We start from the raw sequence: 24342 nt of genomic DNA on the forward strand, positions 1-24342 counted from the left end.
GCGACGAATACACAGCGTTCAGTGCCCGGTTCATCCCCTGCTCAGGGGTTCGCGAGAACATCGGAATCCATGCATGATCGACTATGCTTGAGCAGCGAAAGGAAACGGAAGTGGTTCAACACCCCATGGACATCAAATTCACCCACCGGCTGTCATACAAGCAAGCCAGGCTTACTGTGCTGGTCGGTTTCATTCTGGGCACGCTGCTCAGCCTGCTGCAAATAGGCATCGATTATGCCAGTGAAGACGCCTCCATCAACCGCGAAATACTGTCTTTGCTGGAAATCAGCCACAACCCCGCCTCGCGCATCGCCTACAACATCGACGCCGAACTCGCCCAGGAACTGACCATGGGCCTGGTGCGCTCACCGGCAATCCTCAGCGCGACACTCACCGACAACAACAATACCGTGCTGGCCAGCGTCAAACGCCCGAGCGCGCAAAGTGGCTATCGAGTGATCAGCGACTTCCTGTTCGGCGCCAATCGGCAGTTCGAAGACCGTCTGTTTCTCGATCACCTGCCCAACGAATCGCTCGGGACCTTGCAACTGGAAGTCGACACCTACGCCTTCGGCAGCCGCTTCCTGCGCCGGGCCGAAGTGACACTGCTCAACGGCTTCGCCCGAAGCCTGATCCTGACAGGCATTCTGCTGGCGCTGTTCTACGTGATGCTGACCAAGCCCCTGGTGCGGGTCATCCGCGAACTCAGTGGCCGTGATCCGCGCAGCGCGGAGCCAACCTGGCTGGAATACCCGGCGGGGCATGAAAACGATGAAATCGGTGTGCTGGTCAAAGTCGCCAACCAGCAATTCGAAAACATCGCCACCGAAATCCAGCAACGACGCAACGCCGAAAACCGTCTGACCGACTACCTCAGCCAACTGGAAAACATCGTTTCAGCACGCACGGCGGAACTCAAGGCGATCAATGCCAGGCTCAGCCAATCCAATCAGGAGCTGGAAGTCGCGCGCACCACGGCCATCGAGATGGCTGAAGCACGTTCGGTCTTTCTGGCCAACATGAGCCATGAAATCCGCACGCCCCTCAACGGTCTGCTGGGGATGATCGCGCTGTCGCTGGACGGCCCGCTCACGGCCGAACAACAGCAACAACTGTCGATCGCCCATGACTCGGGCAAAGTGCTGGTTGAACTGCTCAACGATATTCTCGACCTGTCGAAATTCGATGCCGGTCAACTGGAACTCGAACACATTCCGTTCGACCTTGGCGCGCTGGTCGAAGACACCGCCAACCTGCTGTCGCAGAATGCGGCGCCGAGCGTGGAGTTGACGTGCCTGATCGATCCGCAATTTCCGGCGCTGGTGCTGGGGGACCCGACGCGGGTGCGGCAGATCGTCAGTAACCTGTTATCCAATGCGCTCAAGTTCACCCGCTTCGGTCGGGTCGATTTGCGTCTGTCTGCCTTCGAAGAGGGCGTCAGAATCGAAGTCTGCGATACCGGCATCGGGATCGCCCACGATGCCCAGGTCAAGATCTTCCAGCCATTTACCCAGGCCGGCGCCGGTATTACCCGGCAGTTCGGCGGTACGGGGCTGGGCCTGGCCCTGACCTACAACCTCTGCGAAGCCATGCAGGGACGCCTGACGATCAGCTCGGAAGCCGGTTTTGGCAGTCAGTTCTGCGCCGACCTGCCGCTGCCCGCTCATACTCGCGCCGTATCCCCGGCACCGCTGTCCGGCAAGATCATTGCCATCACCGCTGCCAGCAGCGGCCTGGCCGAGCTGCTGAAAACCCTGCTGCCGGCGTGGGGACTCGACTATCAGCAGCGCTCCATCGATGACTCGCTACTCGGGCTTGAACCTGACGTATTGATCACCGACTGCCCCGAATGCCTGTTCGGCCTACGCCCCACGCTTGACGCGCCGATTCTGCTGGTAACCGCTTATGGCAACTTCATGCCGAGCGAACAGGCGAGCGCCCTCGCCCCTTTGCAGCAACAGGCACGACCGCTGGCGCGCAATGCGCTGTATCAGACTTTGCGGCGGGTCTTGCAGCCCGAAACCACGATGATCAATGGCGCGCGGATCGAAGCCCTTCCCCACCAGCGGCGCGGACGGGTATTGCTGGTGGAGGACAACCCGGTCAATCAGCTGGTCGCCAAGGGCATGCTCGGCAAACTCGGCTGCGAGGTCATCGTCGCCGCTCACGGGGCCGAAGCACTGGATCAACTGGAGCAAAGCGACTTCGACCTGGTGTTGATGGACTGCAACATGCCAGTGATGGACGGCTACGAAGCCAGTCGGCAAATCCGTCGCAGCGGACGCTGGCCGCAACTGCCGATCGTCGCGCTGACCGCCAACGCCATGTCCGAGGAACGCGAACGCTGCCGTGCGGCGGGCATGAGCGACTACCTGGCCAAACCCTTCCGCCGCGAAGAACTGGCCGCGCTGCTTGATCTTTGGGTTCCGACTACGACAGTGCCTTGATCTGCCCCAGCAAATGATCGAGACCATTACGCAGATCACTCAGGCGATCCAGATCCACCCCGCTGTCGCACAACAGGCGCGCCTTGAGCGGGCCAACCTGATCACGCAGCGCCTTGCCGGCAGCTGACAGACTCAGGTGCACCTCACGCTCATCGCGAGCCGACCGCTGACGCTGCACCAGTTGCAATTGCTCAAGTCGCTTGAGCAACGGCGTCAGGGTGCCGGAATCCAGCGCCAGGCGTTCGCCCAGCGCCTTGACGGTCGGTTGCTCTGGGGCCGCCTCCTGCCATTCCCACAACACCAGCATGGCCAGGTATTGCGGATAGGTCAGGCCGAGTTGGTCGAGCATCGGCTTGTAGGCACGAATCACCGCCCGGGAAGCGGCGTACAGCTTGAAGCAGAGCTGACTGTCGAGCTTCAGCGAATCGACTGACAGGCTGTTCATTTGAGCAGGGCTTCGATCTCGCGGCTCAGGTCCTGCGGTTTGGTCGCCGGGGCAAAGCGCTTGACCAACTGACCGTCCTTGCCGATCAGGAACTTGGTGAAGTTCCACTTGATGCCCTGCGAGCCCAGTAGACCCGGGGCGCGTTTTTTCAGTTGAACGAACAATGGATGCGCGCCGTCACCGTTGACTTCGATCTTCTTGAACAGCGGGAAGCTGACACCGAAATTCAATTCGCAGAATTCGGAAATGGCGCCTTCATTGCCGGGTTCCTGCTTGCCGAACTGGTTGCACGGGAAGCCGAGCACCACCAGGCCTTGGTCCTTGTAGGTTTGCCACAATTCTTCCAGACCTTTGTATTGCGGAGTGAAGCCGCACTTGCTAGCGGTATTGACCACGAGTACGGCCTTGCCGGCGTAATCGGCCAGGGTCTTTTGCTCACCCTTGATGGTGGTGCACGGGATGCTCAGCAGGTTGTCAGTCATGACTTGCACTCTTGATGAAAGAAGACGTTAAACATAGCGAGCAATTGAATTGTGTGCAATTTAATAAATCAATGGAAGCACGACAAACCGTGCTCCTACAGCGTTCACATTATTCGCGCGGCACCAGATCCAGGCACACCGAGTTGATGCAATAACGCAGGCCTGTCGGCGGCGGACCGTCCGGGAACACGTGCCCCAGGTGTGCATCGCATTTGGCGCAGACCACTTCGGTGCGGATCATGCCGTGGCTGACGTCACGGATCTCGACCATGGCGCTGTCGCCGATCGGCGCGTAGAAGCTCGGCCAGCCGCAGCCGGAGTCAAATTTGGTCTTGGAGTCGAACAGCGGCTCGTTGCAGCAGATGCAGTGATAAACGCCGTCTGTCTTGGTGCCGTTGTATTTACCGGAAAACGGCCGTTCGGTGCCCTTGAGGCGGCACACGTTGTACTGCTCCGGATCGAGCATCGCCTTCCATTCTTCCAGGGTTTTTTCCAACTTTTCCATCTTCACACCTCGGCAACTGAAAAAGCCCGATCTGTACCTTTTCCACGGATCGGGCGGCACGTATGATTGCGCCTCGTCAAACGCCAGTCTGGCAGCCATACCACGCGCATTCAAACGGATTTATGGGTGCTGCATCTCAAGGCGTCAGGCCTGTGTGAATACGCAGGATTCCCAGTACGGTAGTTCATACACCGCCTGGATCGTTCATTTTCGGGAACACATCGCCATGCAGGTCAGCAAATCGAACAAGCTCGCCAACGTCTGCTACGACATTCGCGGCCCAGTGCTCAAGCACGCCAAACGCCTGGAAGAGGAAGGTCATCGCATCCTCAAGCTGAACATCGGCAACCCGGCGCCTTTTGGTTTCGAAGCGCCGGACGAAATCCTCCAGGACGTGATCCGCAACCTGCCGACCGCCCAGGGCTATAGCGATTCCAAAGGCCTGTTCAGCGCGCGCAAAGCGGTGATGCAGTACTACCAGCAGAAGCAGGTTGAAGGCGTCGGCATCGAAGACATCTACCTGGGCAACGGCGTTTCCGAGTTGATCGTGATGTCGATGCAGGCCCTGCTCAACAACGGCGACGAAGTGCTGGTGCCGGCCCCGGACTATCCGCTGTGGACGGCCGCGGTCAGCCTGTCCGGCGGCAACCCGGTGCATTACCTGTGCGACGAACAGGCCAACTGGTGGCCGGACCTGGCCGACATCAAGGCCAAGATCACGCCGAACACCAAGGCGCTGGTGATCATCAACCCGAACAACCCGACCGGTGCGGTGTATTCCAAAGAAGTGCTGCTGGGCATGCTCGAACTGGCGCGCCAGCACAACCTGGTGGTGTTCTCGGATGAAATCTACGACAAGATTCTGTACGACGACGCCGTGCACATTTGCACCGCGTCCCTGGCCCCGGACCTGCTGTGCCTGACCTTCAATGGTCTGTCCAAGTCTTATCGCGTGGCCGGTTTCCGTTCCGGCTGGATCGCCATCTCCGGCCCGAAACATCACGCGCAGAGCTACATCGAAGGCATCGACATGCTGGCCAACATGCGCCTGTGTGCGAACGTGCCGAGCCAGCACGCGATCCAGACCGCGCTGGGCGGCTATCAGAGCATCAATGACCTGGTGCTGCCGCAGGGCCGCTTGCTGGAACAGCGCAATCGCACCTGGGAACTGCTCAACGACATTCCGGGCGTCACCTGCGTCAAGCCGATGGGCGCGCTGTATGCGTTCCCGCGGATCGACCCGAAAGTCTGCCCGATCCATAACGACGAGAAGTTCGTGCTCGACCTGCTGCTCTCCGAGAAGCTGCTGGTGGTTCAGGGCACGGCCTTCAACTGGCCTTGGCCGGACCACTTCCGAGTGGTGACCCTGCCGCGCGTGGATGACCTGGAGATGGCCATCGGGCGGATCGGCAGCTTCCTCAAGTCCTACCGTCAGTAAAGGGTCTGTCACCGTGCGACTTTTTGCGAAAGTCGCGCGGTGATTAATTCAGCAACACATCTCTGCGCCCTGCCGCACATCCTTGCTTCAAGTCATGCCTGGTCACTGGTTGGGTGCTCGCGTCTAACAACCACGGGGCCTGAGCCACGCTTTGCCTGTCAAACATTTCCCATGCCTGCGTCGGAAAAGGCCTTCAAGCGGCTAGACTGTTGCCGTAGGACACAGTTTGAAATAGTCACCCGGTTGAATAGCCCGGTGCAGCACCTTATATACCCCGCAGTAAGCTACATCTTTAGCACGAGGAGATTTCTACAACCATGATGCGCATCCTGCTGTTTTTGGCCACTAACCTGGCGGTCGTGCTGATTGCCAGCATCACCCTGAGCCTTTTCGGCTTCAACGGGTTCATGGCGGCCAACGGGGTTGATCTGAACCTCAATCAGCTGCTGATTTTCTGTGCGGTCTTTGGTTTTGCCGGTTCGCTGTTCTCGCTGTTCATCTCCAAATGGATGGCGAAGATGAGCACCAGCACCCAGATCATCACCCAGCCACGCACCCGTCACGAGCAATGGCTGCTGCAAACCGTCGAGCAACTGTCTCGGGAAGCCGGGATCAAGATGCCTGAAGTCGGGATTTTCCCGGCCTACGAGGCGAACGCGTTCGCCACGGGCTGGAACAAGAACGACGCACTGGTCGCGGTCAGCCAGGGCTTGCTGGAGCGTTTCTCGCCTGATGAAGTGAAAGCCGTGCTGGCCCACGAAATTGGCCACGTGGCCAATGGCGACATGGTCACCCTGGCGCTGATTCAGGGCGTGGTGAACACCTTTGTGATGTTCTTCGCGCGGATCATCGGCAACTTCGTCGACAAGGTGATCTTCAAGAACGAAGAAGGCCAGGGGATTGCCTACTACGTGGCAACCATCTTTGCCGAACTGGTCTTGGGCATTCTGGCCAGCTCCATCGTCATGTGGTTCTCGCGCAAGCGTGAATTCCGTGCCGACGAAGCCGGGGCACGCCTGGCCGGTACTGCCGCGATGATCGGCGCCCTGCAACGCCTGCGCGCCGAACAGGGCCTGCCGGTGCATATGCCGGACACCCTGAACGCTTTTGGCATCAACGGTGGCATCAAGCAAGGGTTCGCCCGGATGTTCATGAGCCACCCGCCGCTGGAAGAGCGCATCAACGCGCTGCATCGACTTCAGCGCTGATTGTTCAGCAGCAAAAAAAAGGCCCGCAGTGATGCGGGCCTTTTTTATTTACCGGGTTGATGCGGTGCTCATTAGTACCCCTTCGCGAGCAGGCTCGCTCCCACAGATCGTCTGTGATTGCACAATTTGTGTTCACCCAAGATCCATTGTGGGAGCGAGCCTGCTCGCGAAGGGGCCAGCAAAATCAACACACCTTAATGGCTGGAAACCCGATACACCCGCTCTTCAAGCCGAGTAACGCCCGCCTCGAGGAATTTCCCGCTCGAATTCAGAACATCCTGATCTTCCAGAATCTTCAGCGACCACGAGCTACCAAACAACCGCTGCACCTCATCATCCAGCACAGCAAACGGTGGGCCTTCCATTTGCGCCTGGTCGTAGTCCAGGGTAATCAGCACCCCCAGCGACTCCTTCGGCAAAATCCGCTTCAAGTGCTCGGCGTATTGCTCGCGCATCTTCGGCGGCAAGGCTATCAGTGCAGCGCGGTCGTACAGCGCGCTGCAATCGGCAACATCACCGGCCGTCAACGCGAAGAAATCCCCACACCAGATCTCGATCGAGCCCGCTCGATAGACCGTGAAGGGACCTTGGTCGCTGACGTCCGGATCAAATTGATGCTCGTGGAAAAAGTCTTCTACCGCTTTTTCCGACAGCTCGACGCCCAACACCTCGTGACCGCACTTTGCCAGCCACAGCAGATCCAGGCTCTTCCCGCATAGCGGCACCAGTACGCGCGAGCCCTCTTCCAGTGCCAGCTGCGGCCAGTACCGTTGCAGATAAGGATTCACTTCCGGCAGGTGAAAGCCGATCTGATTCGTCGTCCACCGCTTGTGCCAAAACTCCGGCTGCATAATTAATCCCGAAAATTCGATCAAAAGACCCTAAAACTTATATTAGATTTAGATCAATGATCTGACTGAAGATGACGCCATCTTACCCCTCAGGAGCTCTTTCATGTTCCCCAGCCTGTACATATCCCATGGCTCGCCCATGTTGGCACTGGAACCGGGGGCCAGCGGGCCGGCGCTCGCTCGATTGGCCGCCGAATTGCCGAAACCGAAAGCCATCGTGATTGTATCTGCGCATTGGGAAAGCAATGAGCTGCTGGTCAGCGGCAATCCCCAGCCGGAAACCTGGCACGACTTCGGCGGCTTTCCTCAGGCGTTGTTCGACGTTCAGTACCCGGCACCCGGCAATCCCCAATTGGCGACGCAGGTGGTCGAATTACTGAAGGCCGCCGATCTGCCAGCACGCATTGATGCCAAGCGCCCGTTCGACCACGGTGTCTGGGTGCCTTTGACGTTGATGTATCCGCAAGCCGATATCCCCATTGTGCAAGTCTCGCTGCCTACCCGTGGCGGCCCTGCTCTGCAAACCCGCGTCGGCCATGCCTTGACCAGCCTGCGCCAGCAAGGCGTACTGTTGATCGGCTCTGGCAGCATCACGCACAACCTGCGTGAACTGGATTGGCATGCGGGCCCGGAAAGCGTCGAGCCGTGGGCCAAATCCTTCCGCGACTGGATGATCGAGAAACTCGCGGCCGACGATGAAGCGGCGCTGCACGATTATCGTCAGCAAGCGCCCAATGCGGTGCGCAATCACCCTGGCGATGAGCATCTGTTGCCTTTGTACTTTGCTCGCGGGGCCGGAGGCGAGTTCAGCATTGCGCATCAGGGTTTCACCATGGGCGCGTTGGGCATGGATATTTATCGTTTTGGCTGACCGGTAGACCGAGTCGCGTCCTTCGCGAGCAGGCTCGCTCCCACAGGGATCTTCAGTGAACACAATATCTGTGTAATACAAAGATCCCCTGTGGGAGCGAGCCTGCTCGCGAATGAGGCCACCTCAGTCTCCAAGCCAGGCAAAAAGCAGGCAAAAAAAATCCCCGAACCAGTCGGGGATTTTTTATGTGCGATCAATCAGCTCAAGAGCGGATCAATCTTCGCGATAGCGACGCAGCTTCAACTGCTTACCGGCAACGCGAGTGTCCTTCAGTTTGGTCAGCAACTTCTCCAGACCATCTTCCGGCAGCTCGACGAGGCTGAAGCTGTCACGTACCTGGATGCGGCCGATGGCTTCACGAGCCAGACCGCCTTCATTCAGGATAGCGCCCAGCAGGTTCTTGGCAGCGATACCGTCACGCGCACCCAGCGCGGTACGGCAACGAGCACGACCTTCAGCCAATGGAACCGGAGCACGACGCTCGCGGTCACCACGGTCCGGACGATCACCGGTACGCTCTGGACGATCGCCACGCGGTGCGTTGTTCGGCACCAGTGGACGTTCTTTCTCGATGGCAGCCAGGGTCAACGCCTGAGCGTTGGTTGCCTTGCGCAGCAGAGCAGCGGCCAGTGCACGTGGAGTGCAACCGATGTCGGCAGTCAGGCGATCCAGCAGATCACCGTGGGTCGACTCGGCATCAGCTACCAGCGGCGACAGGCTGTTGGTCAGTTTCTTGATGCGGGCATCGAGAACAGCTTGAGCGTCCGGCAGGCGAACTTCGGCAACCTTTTGACCGGTTACACGCTCGATCACTTGCAGCATGCGGCGCTCACGTGGAGTCACCAGCAGCAGTGCACGACCTTCGCGACCGGCACGGCCGGTACGGCCGATACGGTGAACGTAGGACTCTGGGTCGTACGGCATGTCAACGTTGAACACGTGAGTGATGCGCGGAACGTCCAGACCACGAGCGGCAACGTCGGTCGCCACAACGATGTCCAGACGGCCATCCTTGAGGGATTCGATCACGCGCTCACGCTGGTTCTGAGCAATGTCACCGTTCAGCGCAGCGGCTTTGTAGCCTTTGGCTTCCAGGGCACTGGCCAGGTCCAGGGTCGCTTGCTTGGTGCGCACGAACATGATCAGGGCGTCGAAATCTTCCACTTCCAGCAGGCTCAATACAGCCGAGGTCTTCTGGTCAGCGTGAACCAACAGGTGAGCCTGTTCGATCGCGGTAACGGTCTGAGTCTTGGTCTGGATCTTCACGTGTTGCGGATCGCGCAGATGGCGTTCGGCAATGGCACGGATCGACTGCGGCAGGGTGGCCGAGAACAATACGGTCTGACGGGTTGCAGGGAGTGCCTTGAAGATGACTTCGAGGTCGTCCATGAAACCCAGTTTGAGCATTTCGTCCGCTTCGTCGAGAACCAGGTGGTTCACGGTAGCCAGGACTTTTTCGTCACGACGCAGGTGGTCGCACAGACGGCCCGGCGTGGCGACAACGATCTGTGCGCCATTACGGATTGCTTTCAGTTGTGGACCCATAGGGGCGCCGCCGTAAACGGCCACAACGGTAACGCCCGGCATTTGCTTGGCGTAGGTTTCGAAAGCGGTTGCTACTTGCAGCGCCAACTCACGGGTTGGCGCCAGGATCAGGGCTTGCGGCTCGCGCTTTGCAGGATCGATGCGATGCAGGATTGGCAGGGCGAACGCGGCGGTTTTACCGGTACCGGTTTGCGCTTGGCCAATCATGTCGTGGCCGGCCATGATGATCGGGATCGATTGCTGCTGAATAGCCGAAGGCTCTTCGTAGCCGGTCGCAATGACGGCTGCAAGGATATTCGGATTAAGATTAAAAGCGGCGAAGCCGCCGGTTTCCTGGGTCATGGGTCTGCCTCTAAGTGCATCCGCAAAGACCCATGCTCCAAAGCTGCGCATGCCGTGTAAGACTCAAGAGTCGCCCTGGCTGCTTTGTCGGCGGGGATTTGCGAAAACGAATGAATGAAAAAGATTCGTCAAGGGAGAGTCCGCTGTGCGGACGTGCAGCCGAAGCTGACTTCGGGGAATTGCGCTACCTAAACGCGGCCCGGTTAAAGGCCGGCGCGCACTATACCGGAATTCGCCCAAAAAGGGAGCATTATTTGTCGGAAAACTGACGGATACACCGTTGTGTCACAGGCTTTGCGGATAATCCTGAGACGGTCTATTTTTCAAAGGCCCGGCCCTGCTGGTGATGGCGCTAAAACGGTTCATCGTCAACAGGCAGACCTGCGGTCTGACACACCCTTCCCGCCCGAGGAATTGTTCCATGAATCAGCCCGCTTGCAGTCGCGTCACCCGCGAACGACACGGTCATGTCCTGATGATCGGCCTGGATCGGGTGGCCAAGCGCAACGCCTTCGACCTTGAACTGCTCAACGAACTGAGCCTGGCCTACGGCGAATTCGAGGCCGACAGCGAGGCGCGGGTCGCGGTGGTGTTCGGCCATGGCGAGCATTTCACCGCTGGGCTCGATCTGGTCAGTGCCAGCGCAGCGTTGGCCGAAGGCTGGCAGGCCCCGCCGGGCGGCTGCGATCCGTGGGGTGTTTTTGCCGGCCCCCGCGTCAGCAAACCGGTGATTGTTGCCGCCCAAGGCTACTGCCTGACCATCGGCATCGAGTTGATGCTGGCCGCTGACATCAACCTGTGCGCGAGCAACACCCGATTCGCCCAGAAAGAAGTGCAGCGTGGGATCTTCCCGTTTGGCGGCGCGACATTGCGTCTGCATCAGGTCGCCGGCTGGGGCAATGCCATGCGCTGGCTGCTCACCGGCGATGAGTTCGATGCGCATGACGCGTTGCATCTGGGCCTGGTACAGGAAGTCATGGCCAGCGAGGATCTGCTGCCACGGGCGATTGAATTGGCGGAACGAATTGCCCGACAGGCGCCGCTGGGGGTGCAGGCGACGTTGATGTCGGCGCGGCAGGCGCGTTATGAAGGGGAAACTGCCGCGGCGCAGGGGTTGCCGCCGCTGGTGAAGAAGTTGCTGGCGAGTGAGGATGCCAAAGAGGGAGTGCGGTCGATGGTCGAGAAGCGGCCCGGTATCTTCAAAGGGCTTTGAGATCTGTGCTGGCTTTGATGGCCCCTTCGCGAGCAGGCTCGCTCCCACAGGGGAATGCATTTCAAAGGTGGGAGCGAGCCTGCTCGCGAAGGGGCCCGCCCGCACAACACATCAAGTCGCCGGGCGAATCGCCTTGATCAGCGACTGCAACGAATACCCCAATCGCGGCGCCAGCCCTTCAGCCCGGGCGATCAAACCGTCCATGTCCAGTTCCTGATCCAGTTCTGAAGGCACGATCAAAATCACATTGCCCTCCTTCACCGGCAGCTCCCAGTAATGCCGGTGATAGAGCCCGCGCAACAACGCCGCGCCCAACGGTTTGCCATCATCGGTGGCCCATTGGTTGATCACCAGCCAGCCACCCGGATTCAAGCGCTTCTGACAGTTTTCCAGAAAGCTCCACGCCAGATGCCCGACACCCGGACCGACATCGGTGTAAAGGTCGACGAAAATCAGGTCCGCCGGCTCAGCGGTGTCGAGCAACTCCAGCGCATCACCCACCCGGATATACAACCGAGGATCATCGTCCAGCCCCAGGTATTCAATGGCCAGGCGCGGCACGTCCGGGCGCAATTCAATTGCTTCGACATCTTCCAGCGGCAGGAACTTCAGGCAAGCCTGGGTCAACGTGCCCGCGCCAAGCCCTAGAAACAGCGCGCTTTCAGGCTGTTCGTGGCACAGCGCACCGATCAGCATCGCCCGGGTGTAGTCGTACTCGAGCCAGCTCGGATCAGCGGTGAAGACGCAGCTCTGCTCGATGGCATCGCCGAACTCCAGAAAACGGTAGTCGGCGACTTCCAGCACGCGTATCACGCCGAACTCATCCTGTACCTCGGCGAGCAGATGCTCGACGCGCTCCTCAGTCATTTCGTCTCCTGATTGCTGCCGCGCCGACCTGTGATAAACAGCAGCGCAAGAAAACCGCGAGGGGGCGCGGCAAAGGCGCGATTGTCCGCGAAGCGACGGGAACAGGTCACGCACTAATTGCTGATAACATGACCGTCCGAGCGTAAAACACTAGAGAACGTGATGAGCCAACCCTGGAGCCCTGACAGCTGGCGCGCCCTGCCGATCCAGCAACAACCTCAATACCCCGACGCCGCGCATTTGCAGCAGGTCGAGCAAACCCTGGCCAGTTATCCGCCGCTGGTGTTTGCCGGTGAGGCCCGGGAGTTGCGCCGTCAGTTTGCCGAAGTGACCCAGGGGCGCGCGTTCCTGTTGCAGGGCGGCGATTGCGCCGAGAGCTTTGCCGAGTTCTCCGCCGCGAAAATCCGCGACACCTTCAAAGTCCTGCTGCAAATGGCCATCGTCATGACCTTCGCCGCCGGCTGCCCGGTGGTCAAGGTCGGGCGCATGGCCGGTCAGTTCGCCAAGCCGCGCTCCGCCAATGACGAAACCATCGATGGCGTGACCCTGCCCGCCTACCGAGGTGACATCGTCAACGGCATCGGTTTCGACGAGAAGAGCCGCGTGCCGGACCCGGAACGTCTGCTTCAGTCCTACCACCAGTCCACCGCCACCCTGAACTTGCTGCGCGCATTCGCCCAGGGCGGGTTTGCCGACCTGCATCAAGTGCACAAGTGGAACCTGGACTTCATCGCCAACTCGGCGCTGGCGGAAAAATACAGCCACCTGGCCGACCGCATCGATGAAACCCTGGCGTTCATGCGCGCCTGCGGCATGGACACTTCGCCGCAATTGCGCGAAACCAGTTTCTTCACCGCCCACGAAGCGCTGCTGCTCAATTACGAAGAAGCCTTCGTGCGGCGCGACAGCCTGACCAACGATTACTACGATTGCTCGGCGCACATGTTGTGGATCGGCGACCGCACCCGTCAGCTCGACGGCGCGCACGTCGAATTCCTGCGCGGGGTGAATAACCCGATCGGGGTCAAAGTCGGCCCGAGCATGAACCCTGAAGACCTGATCCGCCTGATCGACGTGTTGAACCCGGACAACGACCCGGGCCGCCTGAACCTGATCGCGCGGATGGGCGCGAACAAGGTCGGCGATCATTTGCCGGCACTGATCCGCGCGGTGCAGCGCGAAGGCAAGCAGGTGCTGTGGAGTTCCGACCCGATGCACGGCAACACCATCAAGGCGAGCAGCGGCTACAAGACCCGCGACTTCGCGCAGATCCTCGGCGAGGTGAAGCAGTTCTTCCAGGTTCACCAGGCGGAAGGCAGTTATGCCGGCGGCATCCATATCGAGATGACCGGGCAGAACGTGACCGAATGCATTGGTGGGGCGCGGCCGATTACTGAGGACGGGTTGTCGGACCGGTATCACACCCATTGTGATCCGCGGATGAATGCTGATCAGTCGCTGGAATTGGCGTTTTTGATTGCTGAGACACTGAAACAGGTTCGGCGCTAAACCGCGTCGCTTCATTCGCGAGCAGGCTCGCTCCCACAAGGTTCAGGTGATCCAATGTGGGAGCGAGCCTGCTCGCGAAGGGGCCAGATCAAACACCATCAAGCTGTGCCAATGCCACCCGCAACCGAGCAGCACTCACCCGCTGACAATTCAACTGCACCCGCTCAAGCCCCAACCAGTCCGCCATCCGCCGCAAATTGACCGCCAAAGCCTGCATCCCTTGATCATCCAGCCCTGGCTCTTCCTCGTGCACCGCGTGTACCGCCAACCGCCCCAACGCCCGCTCCGCCCGCAGATCCACCCGCGCGGCAATCCTTTCGTTGTGCAAAAACGGCAACACGTAATACCCGTAGACCCGCTTGTCCTGCGGCGTGTAAATCTCCAGCCGATAGCGGAAATCAAACAACCGCTCGGTGCGACTGCGTTCCCAGATCAGCGAATCAAACGGTGAAAGCAATGCACTGGCCTCGACCTTGCGCGGCACTTTCGGCTCGGGCAGGCAATAGGCCGGTTGCCGCCAGCCTTGCACTTCGCAGGTCCGCAACTCACCAGCCTCGACCAGTTCCGCCAGACGCGGACGACTGTCTGCCGGGTTCAAGCGAAAATAGTCCCGCAAATCCTTTTCCGTGCCGACACCCAGCGCCGTCACCGCATGCAATAACAGCCCGCGCTGAGCCTCGGCCTCACTCAGCTCCGGCTGCTGCAAAATCGCCGAAGGAATCACCCGCTCCGGCAAATCATAAAGTCGTTCAAACCCACGACGCCCCGCCACCGTTACTTCACCGGCGGCAAACAACCATTCCAGCGCATGCTTTTCCGCGCTCCAGTCCCACCACGGCCCGGCCCGTTCCTCACGGGTCGACAAGCTTCCGGCACCCAGCGCGCCGAGTTCTTCGACCGAGGCCAGCACCCTGCGAATGGTGTCCTGTTGTTCACGCCCGAAACGCGCCAGTTGCTGGTAAATATCTTTGCCGCGCGTAGCGCGCTGCATGCGCCAACGCATCAGGGGATACATCGACAACGGCAGTAACGAGGCTTCGTGCCCCCAATATTCAAACAACGTTCGACGTCGGCCCTGACTCCAGGCCGCCTGATCGAGCAAGTCGGAGGGGTAATTACCGAGGCGGGAAAACAAGGGAAGGTAGTGCGAACGCACCAACGCATTGACCGAATCGATCTGCAGAATGCCCAGCCGTTCGATCACTCGGTTGAGTTGAACCGGTTTGATCGCCGCTGGCGGCTGGCGCCCGTTGAACCCTTGGGCAGCCAGTGCCAGACGTCGAGCTTGCTTGTTGGAAAAGGACAGCGTCGCGGGCATGAATACCTCCGTGTCTGCTCGCAACCTACCTCACCAGAGAGGGGTTTGTGTAGCAATGGCCTCATCATTTATGCATCGGATCATCCCAGAACGGCCTGACCGATTCATGTTCGACGTCGGCGCGACTCATGCCGATGTCCTTCAGTGCTTCATCGCTCAGGCTCGCCAGCAGCTCGCGCTCGCGATGAAGTTCGTACCAGCGACTAAACTTGTGCAGCAGATCCGATACCACGTGGCTTGAGAATTTTTGTTCCGTTACAACCTCGTTATGACCTTTCATCTTGTTGTCCTCCGTTGGGGATGGCTCAAGTCTCGCCTCAGCGATAAGATCAATCCAACGAATGTTTCTGATGGTAACCATCTCGGAGATTGATGGATGTCGGCTTTCCCCAGTATCGATACGGATGTCCTGCGTACCTTTGTCGCCATCGCCGACCAGGGCGGTTTCACCCGCGCCGGTGAATTGGTCAATCGCACGCAGTCGGCGGTGAGCATGCAGATGAAACGTCTGGAAGAGGACGTGTTGCAGCGCCAACTGTTCGAACGCGATGGACGCCAGGTCAAACTGACCGCCGAAGGCCAGGTTTTGCTGGGGTATGCGCGGCGCATCCTCAAGCTGCACAGCGAAGTATTCAACACACTGCGTGAGCCGCACATGGTCGGCACCGTGCGCATCGGGACGCCGGACGATTACGTGATGCGTTTTTTGCCGGGGATTTTGTCGCGTTTCGCCAAGAGCTATCCGCTGATCCAGATTGAGGTTCACTGCGAATCATCAAAACAATTGCTGCAACGCCAGGATCTGGACCTGTCAATCGTCACTCGCGAGCCCGGCACCGAGATTGGCCAGTTGCTGCGCAAGGAACGTTTCGTCTGGGCCGAGGCGCAATGTTTCAGCGCCCATGAGCAGACGCCGCTGCCTCTGGCGATGTTCAACAGTGATTGTTTCTGCCGGCTGTGGGCGTGTAATGCGCTGGATGCCATGGGCCGTGATTACCGGATTGCCTACAACAGTTCGAGCCTGTCGGCGTTGATGGCCGTGGTCAGTGCCGGGCTGGCGGTGACCGCGCAACTGGAAAGCCTGATTACCCCGGACATGCGCATCCTCGGTGAGGCCGAAGACCTGCCGCAATTACCGGAGGCCTGCATCATGCTCGTGCGCAATCTGCACAACCCGTCGCCGATCACCGAGTGCCTGGCCGAGCACATCGTCGAAGGCTTCAAACTTTAAACGCGAGCATCACCGCGCTGAGCACCAGAAAACCGCAGAACAACCCGCGCAGCAGTCGCTCCGGCAGTGCGTGGGCGATCTTTACGCCCCAACTGATGCTCATCAACCCGCCGATGGCCAATGGCACGCCAATCAACCAGTCCACCTGATGGTGCGCCGCGTAGGTCACCAAGGTGACGCCGGTGCTGGGTAACGCCAGCGCCAGCGACAACCCTTGGGCCACCACCTGGCTGGTGCCGAACACGCTGGTCAACACCGGCGTCGCCACCACCGCCCCGCCTACACCAAACAAGCCGCCCATGGCCCCGGAAGCCGCACCGAGTACACCCAGCCATGGCCAGCCGTAATGCATCTGCGCCGAGGCGGGAGTGTTGGCGATGAACATTCTGAGCAGGTTGTAGGCCGACAGCGCCACCAGGAACGCGACAAATCCGATCCGCATGGTTTGCGCATCGATGCCGACTGCCCAGATCGAACCGATCCACGCGAAACAGAAGCCCATCGTCGCCAAGGGCAACGCGTGGCGCAATTCGATGCGATTGCGCTGGTGGTAGCGCCACAGCGCCAGCATGACGTTGGGTACGACCATCACCAGCGCGGTGCCTTGGGCGATCTGTTGATCTAGCCCGAACAGCACGCCCAGCAACGGGATCGCGATCAAGCCGCCGCCGATGCCGAACAACCCGCCGAGCGTGCCGAGGGCCGCGCCAAACACTAGATACATCACAAACTCGATCACGGGCGATTCCTCTTTTGACAGGGTGTTCATGCTACGCAGTCCTCGATGGCGCGGAAACGCACAGCAACGCACAATGGCTGTGCCAACTTCGCACAGCCGTGATCACCATGAACCCTAATCAATTGACCGAACAGCTTGGGCTGTTTCTTGATGTACTGGAATCCGGAAGCTTCTCTGCGGCCTCACGCCGCCATCCCCTGACCCCATCAGCCGTGGCGCGGCGCATCGACAGCCTGGAAAAAGCTGTCGGCAGCCAGTTGTTCACCCGCAGCACACACGCAGTGATGCCGACCCCGGCGGGCCTGGCCTTTGCCGAGCGCGCCCGACGAATCGTCGCAGAACTCCGGCTGGCCCGCGCCGAAGCGGTGTCCCTGAGCAGCGCGCCGGAAGGCTTGATCAGGATCGATGCGCCCGCGGCATTCGGGCGACGGCATCTGGCCCCGGTGATTGCCGACTTCCTGATGCTATACCCCGGCCTCGACGTGCAACTGCACCTGATCGACAGCTTCGTCGACATGCAAGGCTTGAACCTGGGCAAGGTCGATCTGGTGTTGCGCGCCGGACAGATGGCCGACACCCGGCTGGTGGCCACACCACTGGCGAGCTTGGTGCGCGTTGCCTGCGCCAGCCCGGACTATCTGCAACGCCGCGGTGTGCCAACCGAGCCGGCACAATTAGTCGATCACGACGGCCTCGATTGGGATGGCCTCGCCCCGCCGTTCGCTTGGCGCTTCGAACGCGATGGGCAGATGCAGTTGCACCGTCCGGCGCGGATCCGCATGAGCGCCAACAATGCCGAGGCGTTGCTCTGTGGCGCCCTGGCCGGACTGGGCATCGCCCATCTGCCGACCTGGCTGGCCAGCGAATACCTGCTGCGCGGTGAACTGCTGCCGCTGTTCTGCGATAACGGGCTGCCCAAACCGGAGAGCGCCGGCATCTATGCCTTGCGACTGGCGCAGCAGCCCAACTCACGCAGCCGGTTGTTGCTGGAATACCTCAAGACCCGCTTCAGCCCTATCCCGCCGTGGGACCTGGCGTTGCAAAACACGCTGGATCGCCACTAGTCCAGAATTATCTGGCGCATTAAAGATTCGCCCGCTAGATTCATGAAGATTACCGATCAAGGCTTTTGAGATGACCACCGAACGCGACACCCCGGATACCTGCGAACAACTGCTGCTGGATAATCAGGCCTGTTTCGCCCTGCACTCGACGTCGCTGCTGATGACCAAGGTCTATAAACCGCTGCTGCAAGCGCTGGGCCTGACCTATCCGCAATACCTGGCGATGATGGTGCTGTGGGAACGCGATGGTTTGACCGTCGGGGAAATCAGCACGCGACTGCTGACCGATCCCGGCTCATTGACCCCGTTGCTCAAACGCCTGGAGGTCGAAGGTCTGCTCAGCCGCACCCGCAGCCGCGAAGACGAACGGGTGGTGATCGTCGAACTCACCGATCAAGGCCGCGCCTTGCGGGAAAAGGCACGGAGCATTCCGCAGTGCATCCTCGGCGCGAGCGGCATGACGGTGGAGCGGCTGAACAAGCTGCAAGCGGAGCTGCAAGTGCTGCGCGGCAACTTGCAGGACAGCCTCTGATTTTCAAACCCAACCTAGATCCCCTGTGGGAGCGAGCCTGCTCGCGAAAGCGGTGTGACATATAACATTGATGTCGACTGACACCCTGCTTTCGCGAGCAGACTCGCTCCCACATTGGAATTGTGGTGCCCCTTCCAACCTCGATCAGCCCCTCCTCAAAAAAATTTCAATCCTGAAAACCCCACCTCGACCGCTCTAGCTCGGCCCTTCACATCGCCCGCCCAAATTCCGCCCAAAACTTTTTCGAAAATTTATCTTGCGCGCTAAATACTTGCGCGATACATTCACCTCGCACTTACTTAGCGCGCAAACATTTAGCGCAAATCACCCAAACCCGAATGAGGCTCACACCATGCAAACTCTCTACACCGCAATCGCAACCTCCACTGGCGGCCGTGATGGTCGTGCTGTTTCCAGCGACAACATCCTCGACGTCAAACTCGCTACCCCGAAAGAACTCGGCGGTGCGGGCGGCGCTGCGACTAATCCTGAGCAACTGTTCGCAGCCGGTTACTCCGCCTGCTTCATCGGCGCCCTGAAATTCGTTGCCAGCCAGACCAAACGCACCATCCCGAACGACGCCTCGATCACCGCCCATGTCGGCATCGGCCAAATCCCTGGCGGTTTCGGTCTGGACATCGATCTGCACATCAGCCTGCCCGGTCTTGAACAAGCCGATGCAAAAGCCCTGGTCGACGCGGCCCACCTGGTCTGCCCGTACTCCAACGCCACCCGTGGCAACGTCGATGTGCGCCTGCACGTCACCGTCTAATCGCTGATCCCAAGGCCCGAACAGGAAATGAACATGAACACTTTCAGCAAAGTCTTGACCGGCACCCTTCTCGCCCTGTCCATCGGCAACGCGTTCGCAGGCGACGGTGTTGAACACAACACCCAAGCCTTCCTCGACGTTCTGAATGCCGGCACCGGCAAGCCGTTGGAACAACTCTCCCCCAAAGACGCCCGCGCCGTACTGGTGGGTGCGCAAGCCGGGGTGAAACTGACGCTGCCAAAAGCCGATGTCAGCCAGAAGACCATTCAAGTCGACGGCCAACCGCTCAGCCTGACCATCGTCCGGCCGGCCGGGGTCAAGGGCGAGCTGCCGGTGTTCATGTTCTTCCACGGCGGTGGCTGGGTGCTGGGCGACTTCCCGACCCACGAACGATTGGTGCGTGACCTGGTATCGGGCTCGGGAGCGGTTGCGGTGTTCGTCAATTACACCCCGTCGCCGGAAGCGCATTACCCGGTAGCGATCAACCAGGCTTACGCCGCGACGAAATGGGTGGCCGAGCACGGCAAAGAGATCAACGTCGACAGCAAGCGCCTGGCCGTAGCCGGCAACAGCGTCGGCGGCAACATGGCGGCAGTGGTTGCGCTGATGGCCAAGGACAAGGGCACGCCGGCGATCAAGTTCCAGGTGCTGCTGTGGCCGGTGACGGATGCGAACTTCGAAACGGCGTCATACAACCAGTTTGCCGAGGGGCACTTCCTCACCAAAAACGCGATGAAGTGGTTCTGGGACAACTACACCACGGACGCCAACCAGCGAAACGAGATCTACGCCTCGCCACTGCGGGCAACCACCGCACAGCTGAAAGGCTTGCCACCGGCACTGGTGCAGACGGCGGGCGCCGACGTTCTGCGCGATGAGGGTGAAGCCTATGCTCGCAAACTTGATGAGGCCGGGGTGCCGGTGACGTCGGTTCGCTACAACGGCATGATCCACGACTACGGTTTGCTCAATGTGGTGAGCCAGGTGCCTGCGGTGCGTTCGGCGATGTTGCAAGCCTCTGAAGAACTGAAGCAACACCTGAAGTAAGAACCTTGTGGGAGCGAGCCTGCTCGCTCCCACAAGGGTGCAACGTTGAAGCTGAAATTGCAGGCACAAAAAAGCCCGACTCAATGGTCGGGCTTTTTCATTACTCAAGCAGTGCTTATTTAGCACGGCCTTTGTAGGAACCGCCTTCGCGGGTATCGATCTCGATCTTGTCACCGATTTCGATGAAGTCAGCAACTTGCAGCTCAGTACCGTTGGCCAGCTTGGCAGGCTTCATCACCTTGCCAGAAGTGTCGCCGCGAGCCGAACCTTCGGTGTAGTCAACTACACGCACGATAGTGGTCGGCAGTTCTACGGAAACCAGACGCTCTTCGAAGAAGATCGCTTCGCAAACATCGGTCATGCCTTCTTCAACGAAAGGCAGAACGGCTTCGATGTCTTCAGCGTTCAACTCGTACATGGTGTAGTCAGTGGTGTCCATGAACGTGTAGGTGTCGCCGCTGATGAAGGACAGGGTCGCTTCTTTGCGGTCGAGGATCACGTCGTCCAGTTTGTCGTCAGCGCTGTAAACGATCTCGGTCTTGTAACCGGTCAGCAGGTTTTTCAGCTTGGTCTTCATGATCGCGCTGTTACGACCGGATTTGGTGAATTCAGCTTTCTGAACCAGCCAAGGATCGTTTTCGAGACGGATCACGGTACCGGGTTTCAGTTCTTTACCAGTTTTCATTGCGAATATCCGAATTTGGATGGGATTTACAAAAATCTAGGCCGCGTATCATATCCAATTTACATAAAACTGTACCAGCGCCGCGGCAAGATCGGCCTGCAAGGCTTGTTCCAGACACCACGCCTCGGCGTGTTTTTGCAGCTCTGGCCAGTGTTTGCGGGCCGTGCGCCAGTGGTCGGACATATCATGACCGGCATTCCAGGCGTGCCAAAGACCGTTTATCGCTTGGCTGGCGGGCTCGGACAGGCCTTTTGTGTACAGCGCGAGGAACGCATCGAGCTTGTCCAGGTGGATGTCTTCCTCCTGCTGATAGATGTGCCAGAGCATCGGCCGGCCCGCCCATTGGGCGCGGACGAAGGAGTCTTCACCGCGCACGGCGTTGAAATCGCAGCACCAGAGCAGGTGATCGTACTGGTCCTGTCGGACGAACGGCAGGACCTGGACGGTCACGCCATCGCGAACATGCAGGGCTCCCGCGACTAATCCTTCAACGCCGAGCCAGCGTTCGACATCGCCGAGAATCCGCCCTTCGGGCACCAGCAAATGCGTAGGTGTCGAATCGGCGGCCAGCACCTCCAGCCAACTCGACAAGCCGGCATTCTCGTAGGCAAACAACGAGATCAATTGCGCATTCGGCGCACGCTCGATGCCCAACCCTTGAAGGAATTCGCGTTGAGCCTCTGGACTTTGCTGAAACTGCCGGCGACGCTCAAGCAGCCCACTTTCACGCAGCAGACCGCCGGTACCCGGCCGGAATCCCGGAAAAAAGAAGTACTTCTGCACCGTTTTATATTTGACCGACGGCAAACCGTGGCAGCCGATCACCCAGTCCTCGGCGCTCAGGTAATCGAGGTTCATCCACAGCGGCGGCTTTGCCCGCGCGGCCATGGCGTCCATGTAGGCACTCGGCAACTGGCAGGCGAATGCAGCGATGACCACCTCTGCCGCTTCGGTGGCCAACCACTCGGTCGGCCATTGGCGCACTTCGACACCGGCCTGCCATTGCTGCGCGACATGGGTGTCGATCTCGGGACACAGGCGTTCGAAGGCGCGCAGGTCATCGACCCACAAGCGCACTTCCAGACCATGGTCGGCCACCAGTTGTCGAGCCAGGCGCCAGGTCACGCCGATGTCGCCAAAGTTGTCGACCACGGTGCAAAAAATATCCCAGCGCCAGCGGCTTTTCACTTGAGGCAGTTCAGGCATTCCAGATTCCCGTTGGCAAAGGCACCGATTGTCCGCATAAATTACCTCGTGCAGAAGAGCCGACGGCGATTAATCTTCGTGCGACAATCGCCATTCGCCCGCGACCATCCGCCAGGAGGCAGCCATGCCCTACCGTCCCAACCCGCGCCGCCCGTTGCCAATCCAGCTCAGCGCCCTGCAATTGACCGGCAGCGTTGCCCTCGGTTTGTGGCTGGGATTTCTCGCCATCGCGCTGACCTGCTGGCTCGTCTCGGCGGTGTTTTTCAAAGAACAACTGGCACCGGTCGCCGCTGCGGTGGAGCAACTGGCCAAGCCGCCGGTTGTCGAACAGCCGAGGCCGGATATTCCACCGCAGAGCCCGTTGTTCGAGCAATACGAAGAGAACCTGCGCAAGGACGAGCAACAAGTGCGCATGGATCAGGCCCGTAGCAGCAGTCGCAATCTGTCCAATCCGAAATGCCAGTTCTGGTTGCAGCAGGACCATACCGCGCCGAGCGAAAAAAGCCGCGCCAATGTCCTGCAATTCTGCGACTGATCATGAACAAACAATCCGTCCACCAATTGATTCTCGACAAGCTGCGGATCGATCTCGACATCGCCGAACGTGCTGCGCAAACCGCGTACGAAACCGCGACCCACGAAGAAAACATCGCCGAAAACAAGTACGACACCCTCGGGCTGGAGGCTTCCTATCTGGCGGCCGGCCAGGCCAAACGGGTCGAGGAAATCCGCCAGTCACTGACGCTGTGCCAGAACCTGGCCTTGCGCCCTTATGACGATCAACGTGGCATTGAAGTCGGGGCATTGCTCGGCCTGGAAGACGAGAAGGGTCGTGAGCAATGGCTGTTTCTGGCCCCCGATGCAGCTGGCCTGAAGGTCGACCTGGTAGGGCAAATGATCACCGTCATCACCCCCCGCTCGCCGCTGGGCAAAAGCCTGCTGGGCAAGTTCGAAGGGGATGAAGTGGAGATTCTGGTGGCGGGTGCTCGGCAACAGTTTTCTGTCACCGAGGTGGTATAGAAAGGGAGATTAATGGACCGGCAGTTCGACGCCGTCGAACAGCTCTTCCAGTTCCTGCTTGTTGTGGCACTGAATGGCTTTGGCCATCACTTCGCGGGTCAGGTGCGGGGCAAACTTCTCGATGAAGTCGCACATGAAGCCACGCAGGAAAGTGCCACGACGGAAACCGATTTTGGTGATGCTCGATTCGAACAGATCGCTCGCATCGAGCATGACCAGATCGCTATCGAGTTTGGCATCGACCGCCATTTTCGCCACGATGCCCACGCCCAGCCCCAAGCGAACGTAAGTCTTGATTACGTCGGCGTCGGCGGCGGTGAACACCACTTTCGGCGTCAGGCCGCGATGGCTGAAGGCTTCGTCGAGCTTGGAGCGGCCGGTAAAACCGAACACGTACGTTACGATCGGGTATTCGGCCAAGGCCTCGAGAGTCAGCTTCGACAGCTTGGTCAATGGGTGACCTTGTGGCACGACCACGCAGCGGTTCCAGCGGTAGCACGGCATCATCACCAGGTCGCCGAACAACTCCAGCGCTTCGGTGGCAATGGCGAAATCCACGGTGCCGTCAGCGGCCATTTCAGCGATCTGCATCGGCGAACCCTGGTGCATGTGCAGGGCAACGTCCGGGTATTGCTTGATGAAGGTGCTGATCACCGGAGGCAACGCATAACGTGCCTGGGTGTGAGTGGTAGCGATCGACAGGGTGCCCTTTTTCTCGTTGGAGAATTCCTGGGCGATCTGCTTGATGCTTTCAACCTTGCGCAGGATTTCGCCGGCGGTGGTGATGATGCGCTCGCCGGCCGGGGTGACGCGGGTCAGGTGCTTGCCGCTGCGGGCGAACACCTCGACGCCCAGTTCGTCTTCCAGCAGGCGGATCTGTTTACTGATACCCGGTTGCGAGGTGTAAAGGCTTTGGGCGGTAGCGGAAACGTTGAGGTCGTGGTGCGCCACTTCCCAGATGTAGCGCAATTGTTGAAGCTTCATATGAATCCCTCAAAGCAGGTA

At 59.6% G+C, this 24342-nt stretch carries 25 protein-coding genes; 13 read left to right on the plus strand and 12 right to left on the minus strand.

The window, feature by feature from the left end:
- Positions 1-125 precede the first annotated feature (125 nt).
- Positions 126-2447, plus strand: a complete 2322-nt coding sequence (locus ACWKV5_RS10705) for a hybrid sensor histidine kinase/response regulator (protein WP_483841452.1) — start codon at positions 126-128, stop codon at positions 2445-2447.
- On the opposite strand, the gene ACWKV5_RS10710 is transcribed toward ACWKV5_RS10705, so the two are convergent.
- The 3 genes from ACWKV5_RS10710 to msrB all read right to left on the minus strand — a co-directional run bounded on the left by ACWKV5_RS10710 (position 2431) and on the right by msrB (position 3879).
- Positions 2431-2892 carry a MarR family winged helix-turn-helix transcriptional regulator gene (locus tag ACWKV5_RS10710; protein WP_483841249.1) on the minus strand — a complete coding sequence of 154 codons (462 nt, stop codon included), beginning with the start codon at positions 2890-2892 and terminating at the stop codon, positions 2431-2433. The two genes, ACWKV5_RS10705 and ACWKV5_RS10710, sit on opposite strands and share 17 nt — an antisense overlap.
- Positions 2889-3374, minus strand: a complete 486-nt coding sequence (locus tag ACWKV5_RS10715; RefSeq protein WP_483841250.1) for a glutathione peroxidase — start codon at positions 3372-3374, stop codon at positions 2889-2891. The genes ACWKV5_RS10710 and ACWKV5_RS10715 overlap by 4 nt, the downstream gene beginning before the upstream one ends.
- 109 nt (positions 3375-3483) lie before the next feature.
- Positions 3484-3879, minus strand: a complete 396-nt coding sequence (gene msrB, locus ACWKV5_RS10720) for a peptide-methionine (R)-S-oxide reductase MsrB (RefSeq protein ID WP_223519212.1) — start codon at positions 3877-3879, stop codon at positions 3484-3486.
- Between the two features lie 226 nt (positions 3880-4105).
- Here msrB and ACWKV5_RS10725 point away from each other — a divergent pair, with 226 nt between their 5' ends.
- Both ACWKV5_RS10725 and htpX read left to right on the plus strand, forming a co-directional pair.
- Positions 4106-5317: a pyridoxal phosphate-dependent aminotransferase gene (locus ACWKV5_RS10725; RefSeq protein ID WP_123432627.1), complete on the plus strand. Its 1212-nt coding sequence runs from the start codon at positions 4106-4108 to the stop codon at positions 5315-5317.
- A 317-nt stretch (positions 5318-5634) separates the two neighbouring features.
- Positions 5635-6525, plus strand: coding sequence for a protease HtpX (gene htpX, locus ACWKV5_RS10730; protein ID WP_027925729.1), 891 nt, complete (start codon positions 5635-5637; stop codon positions 6523-6525).
- Between the two features lie 194 nt (positions 6526-6719).
- Here the strand turns inward: htpX and ACWKV5_RS10735 are convergent, their stop codons facing one another.
- Positions 6720-7376, minus strand: coding sequence for a thiopurine S-methyltransferase (locus tag ACWKV5_RS10735; RefSeq protein WP_483841453.1), 657 nt, complete (start codon positions 7374-7376; stop codon positions 6720-6722).
- A gap of 103 nt (positions 7377-7479) precedes the next feature.
- Between ACWKV5_RS10735 and ACWKV5_RS10740 the strand changes: the two genes are divergently transcribed.
- Positions 7480-8247 (plus strand): DODA-type extradiol aromatic ring-opening family dioxygenase, encoded by a 768-nt coding sequence (locus ACWKV5_RS10740; RefSeq protein WP_483841251.1) that lies wholly within the window; start codon positions 7480-7482, stop codon positions 8245-8247.
- Between the two features lie 213 nt (positions 8248-8460).
- Here the strand turns inward: ACWKV5_RS10740 and ACWKV5_RS10745 are convergent, their stop codons facing one another.
- Positions 8461-10134 (minus strand): DEAD/DEAH box helicase, encoded by a 1674-nt coding sequence (locus ACWKV5_RS10745; RefSeq protein ID WP_007943712.1) that lies wholly within the window; start codon positions 10132-10134, stop codon positions 8461-8463.
- A gap of 421 nt (positions 10135-10555) precedes the next feature.
- On the opposite strand from ACWKV5_RS10745, the gene ACWKV5_RS10750 reads away from it, so the two are divergent.
- Entirely contained in the window at positions 10556-11347 is a 792-nt protein-coding gene (locus ACWKV5_RS10750; protein WP_483841252.1) for a crotonase/enoyl-CoA hydratase family protein, read from the plus strand.
- Between the two features lie 111 nt (positions 11348-11458).
- Here the strand turns inward: ACWKV5_RS10750 and ACWKV5_RS10755 are convergent, their stop codons facing one another.
- The gene (locus tag ACWKV5_RS10755) at positions 11459-12214 is read right to left on the minus strand and encodes a spermidine synthase (protein ID WP_140670919.1); all 756 of its coding nucleotides are present in this window, start codon (positions 12212-12214) and stop codon (positions 11459-11461) included.
- Between the two features lie 162 nt (positions 12215-12376).
- On the opposite strand from ACWKV5_RS10755, the gene ACWKV5_RS10760 reads away from it, so the two are divergent.
- Positions 12377-13723 carry a class II 3-deoxy-7-phosphoheptulonate synthase gene (locus tag ACWKV5_RS10760; protein ID WP_123432632.1) on the plus strand — a complete coding sequence of 449 codons (1347 nt, stop codon included), beginning with the start codon at positions 12377-12379 and terminating at the stop codon, positions 13721-13723.
- Between the two features lie 88 nt (positions 13724-13811).
- Here the strand turns inward: ACWKV5_RS10760 and ACWKV5_RS10765 are convergent, their stop codons facing one another.
- Both ACWKV5_RS10765 and ACWKV5_RS10770 read right to left on the minus strand, forming a co-directional pair.
- Positions 13812-15041: a winged helix-turn-helix domain-containing protein gene (locus ACWKV5_RS10765; protein ID WP_483841253.1), complete on the minus strand. Its 1230-nt coding sequence runs from the start codon at positions 15039-15041 to the stop codon at positions 13812-13814.
- A gap of 64 nt (positions 15042-15105) precedes the next feature.
- Complete coding sequence (locus tag ACWKV5_RS10770) at positions 15106-15321, minus strand: DUF1127 domain-containing protein (protein WP_483841254.1); 216 nt, start codon at positions 15319-15321, stop codon at positions 15106-15108.
- A gap of 96 nt (positions 15322-15417) precedes the next feature.
- Here ACWKV5_RS10770 and ACWKV5_RS10775 point away from each other — a divergent pair, with 96 nt between their 5' ends.
- Entirely contained in the window at positions 15418-16272 is an 855-nt protein-coding gene (locus tag ACWKV5_RS10775) for a LysR substrate-binding domain-containing protein (RefSeq protein WP_027925721.1), read from the plus strand.
- On the opposite strand, the gene ACWKV5_RS10780 is transcribed toward ACWKV5_RS10775, so the two are convergent.
- Positions 16262-17011 carry a sulfite exporter TauE/SafE family protein gene (locus ACWKV5_RS10780; RefSeq protein ID WP_483841454.1) on the minus strand — a complete coding sequence of 250 codons (750 nt, stop codon included), beginning with the start codon at positions 17009-17011 and terminating at the stop codon, positions 16262-16264. The genes ACWKV5_RS10775 and ACWKV5_RS10780 overlap by 11 nt on opposite strands.
- Before the next feature lie 107 nt (positions 17012-17118).
- Here ACWKV5_RS10780 and ACWKV5_RS10785 point away from each other — a divergent pair, with 107 nt between their 5' ends.
- From ACWKV5_RS10785 to ACWKV5_RS10800, 4 genes are all read left to right on the plus strand, one after another.
- The gene (locus ACWKV5_RS10785; protein ID WP_483841255.1) at positions 17119-18075 is read left to right on the plus strand and encodes a LysR substrate-binding domain-containing protein; all 957 of its coding nucleotides are present in this window, start codon (positions 17119-17121) and stop codon (positions 18073-18075) included.
- 70 nt (positions 18076-18145) lie between these two features.
- Positions 18146-18607: a MarR family winged helix-turn-helix transcriptional regulator gene (locus tag ACWKV5_RS10790; RefSeq protein ID WP_483841256.1), complete on the plus strand. Its 462-nt coding sequence runs from the start codon at positions 18146-18148 to the stop codon at positions 18605-18607.
- A gap of 352 nt (positions 18608-18959) precedes the next feature.
- Positions 18960-19379, plus strand: a complete 420-nt coding sequence (locus ACWKV5_RS10795) for an organic hydroperoxide resistance protein (protein ID WP_483841257.1) — start codon at positions 18960-18962, stop codon at positions 19377-19379.
- 33 nt (positions 19380-19412) lie between these two features.
- Positions 19413-20426, plus strand: a complete 1014-nt coding sequence (locus ACWKV5_RS10800; RefSeq protein ID WP_483841258.1) for an alpha/beta hydrolase — start codon at positions 19413-19415, stop codon at positions 20424-20426.
- Positions 20427-20541: 115 nt separating this feature from the next.
- Here the strand turns inward: ACWKV5_RS10800 and ACWKV5_RS10805 are convergent, their stop codons facing one another.
- On the minus strand, positions 20542-21111 hold the full coding sequence (locus ACWKV5_RS10805) for an elongation factor P (protein WP_007908599.1): 570 nt from the start codon (positions 21109-21111) through the stop codon (positions 20542-20544).
- A 48-nt stretch (positions 21112-21159) separates the two neighbouring features.
- The gene (gene earP / locus ACWKV5_RS10810) at positions 21160-22317 is read right to left on the minus strand and encodes an elongation factor P maturation arginine rhamnosyltransferase EarP (protein ID WP_483841259.1); all 1158 of its coding nucleotides are present in this window, start codon (positions 22315-22317) and stop codon (positions 21160-21162) included.
- A 124-nt stretch (positions 22318-22441) separates the two neighbouring features.
- Between earP and ACWKV5_RS10815 the strand changes: the two genes are divergently transcribed.
- Together ACWKV5_RS10815 and ACWKV5_RS10820 are read left to right on the plus strand one after the other, a co-directional pair.
- The gene (locus tag ACWKV5_RS10815) at positions 22442-22852 is read left to right on the plus strand and encodes a hypothetical protein (protein WP_483841260.1); all 411 of its coding nucleotides are present in this window, start codon (positions 22442-22444) and stop codon (positions 22850-22852) included.
- A gap of 2 nt (positions 22853-22854) precedes the next feature.
- Positions 22855-23337: a GreA/GreB family elongation factor gene (locus ACWKV5_RS10820; RefSeq protein WP_483841261.1), complete on the plus strand. Its 483-nt coding sequence runs from the start codon at positions 22855-22857 to the stop codon at positions 23335-23337.
- A gap of 9 nt (positions 23338-23346) precedes the next feature.
- Here ACWKV5_RS10820 and cysB read toward each other — a convergent pair whose 3' ends face one another.
- On the minus strand, positions 23347-24321 hold the full coding sequence (gene cysB, locus ACWKV5_RS10825) for an HTH-type transcriptional regulator CysB (protein WP_027925712.1): 975 nt from the start codon (positions 24319-24321) through the stop codon (positions 23347-23349).
- Between the last annotated feature and the right edge of the window lie 21 nt (positions 24322-24342).

This window comes from Pseudomonas oplopanacis (assembly GCF_057128725.1).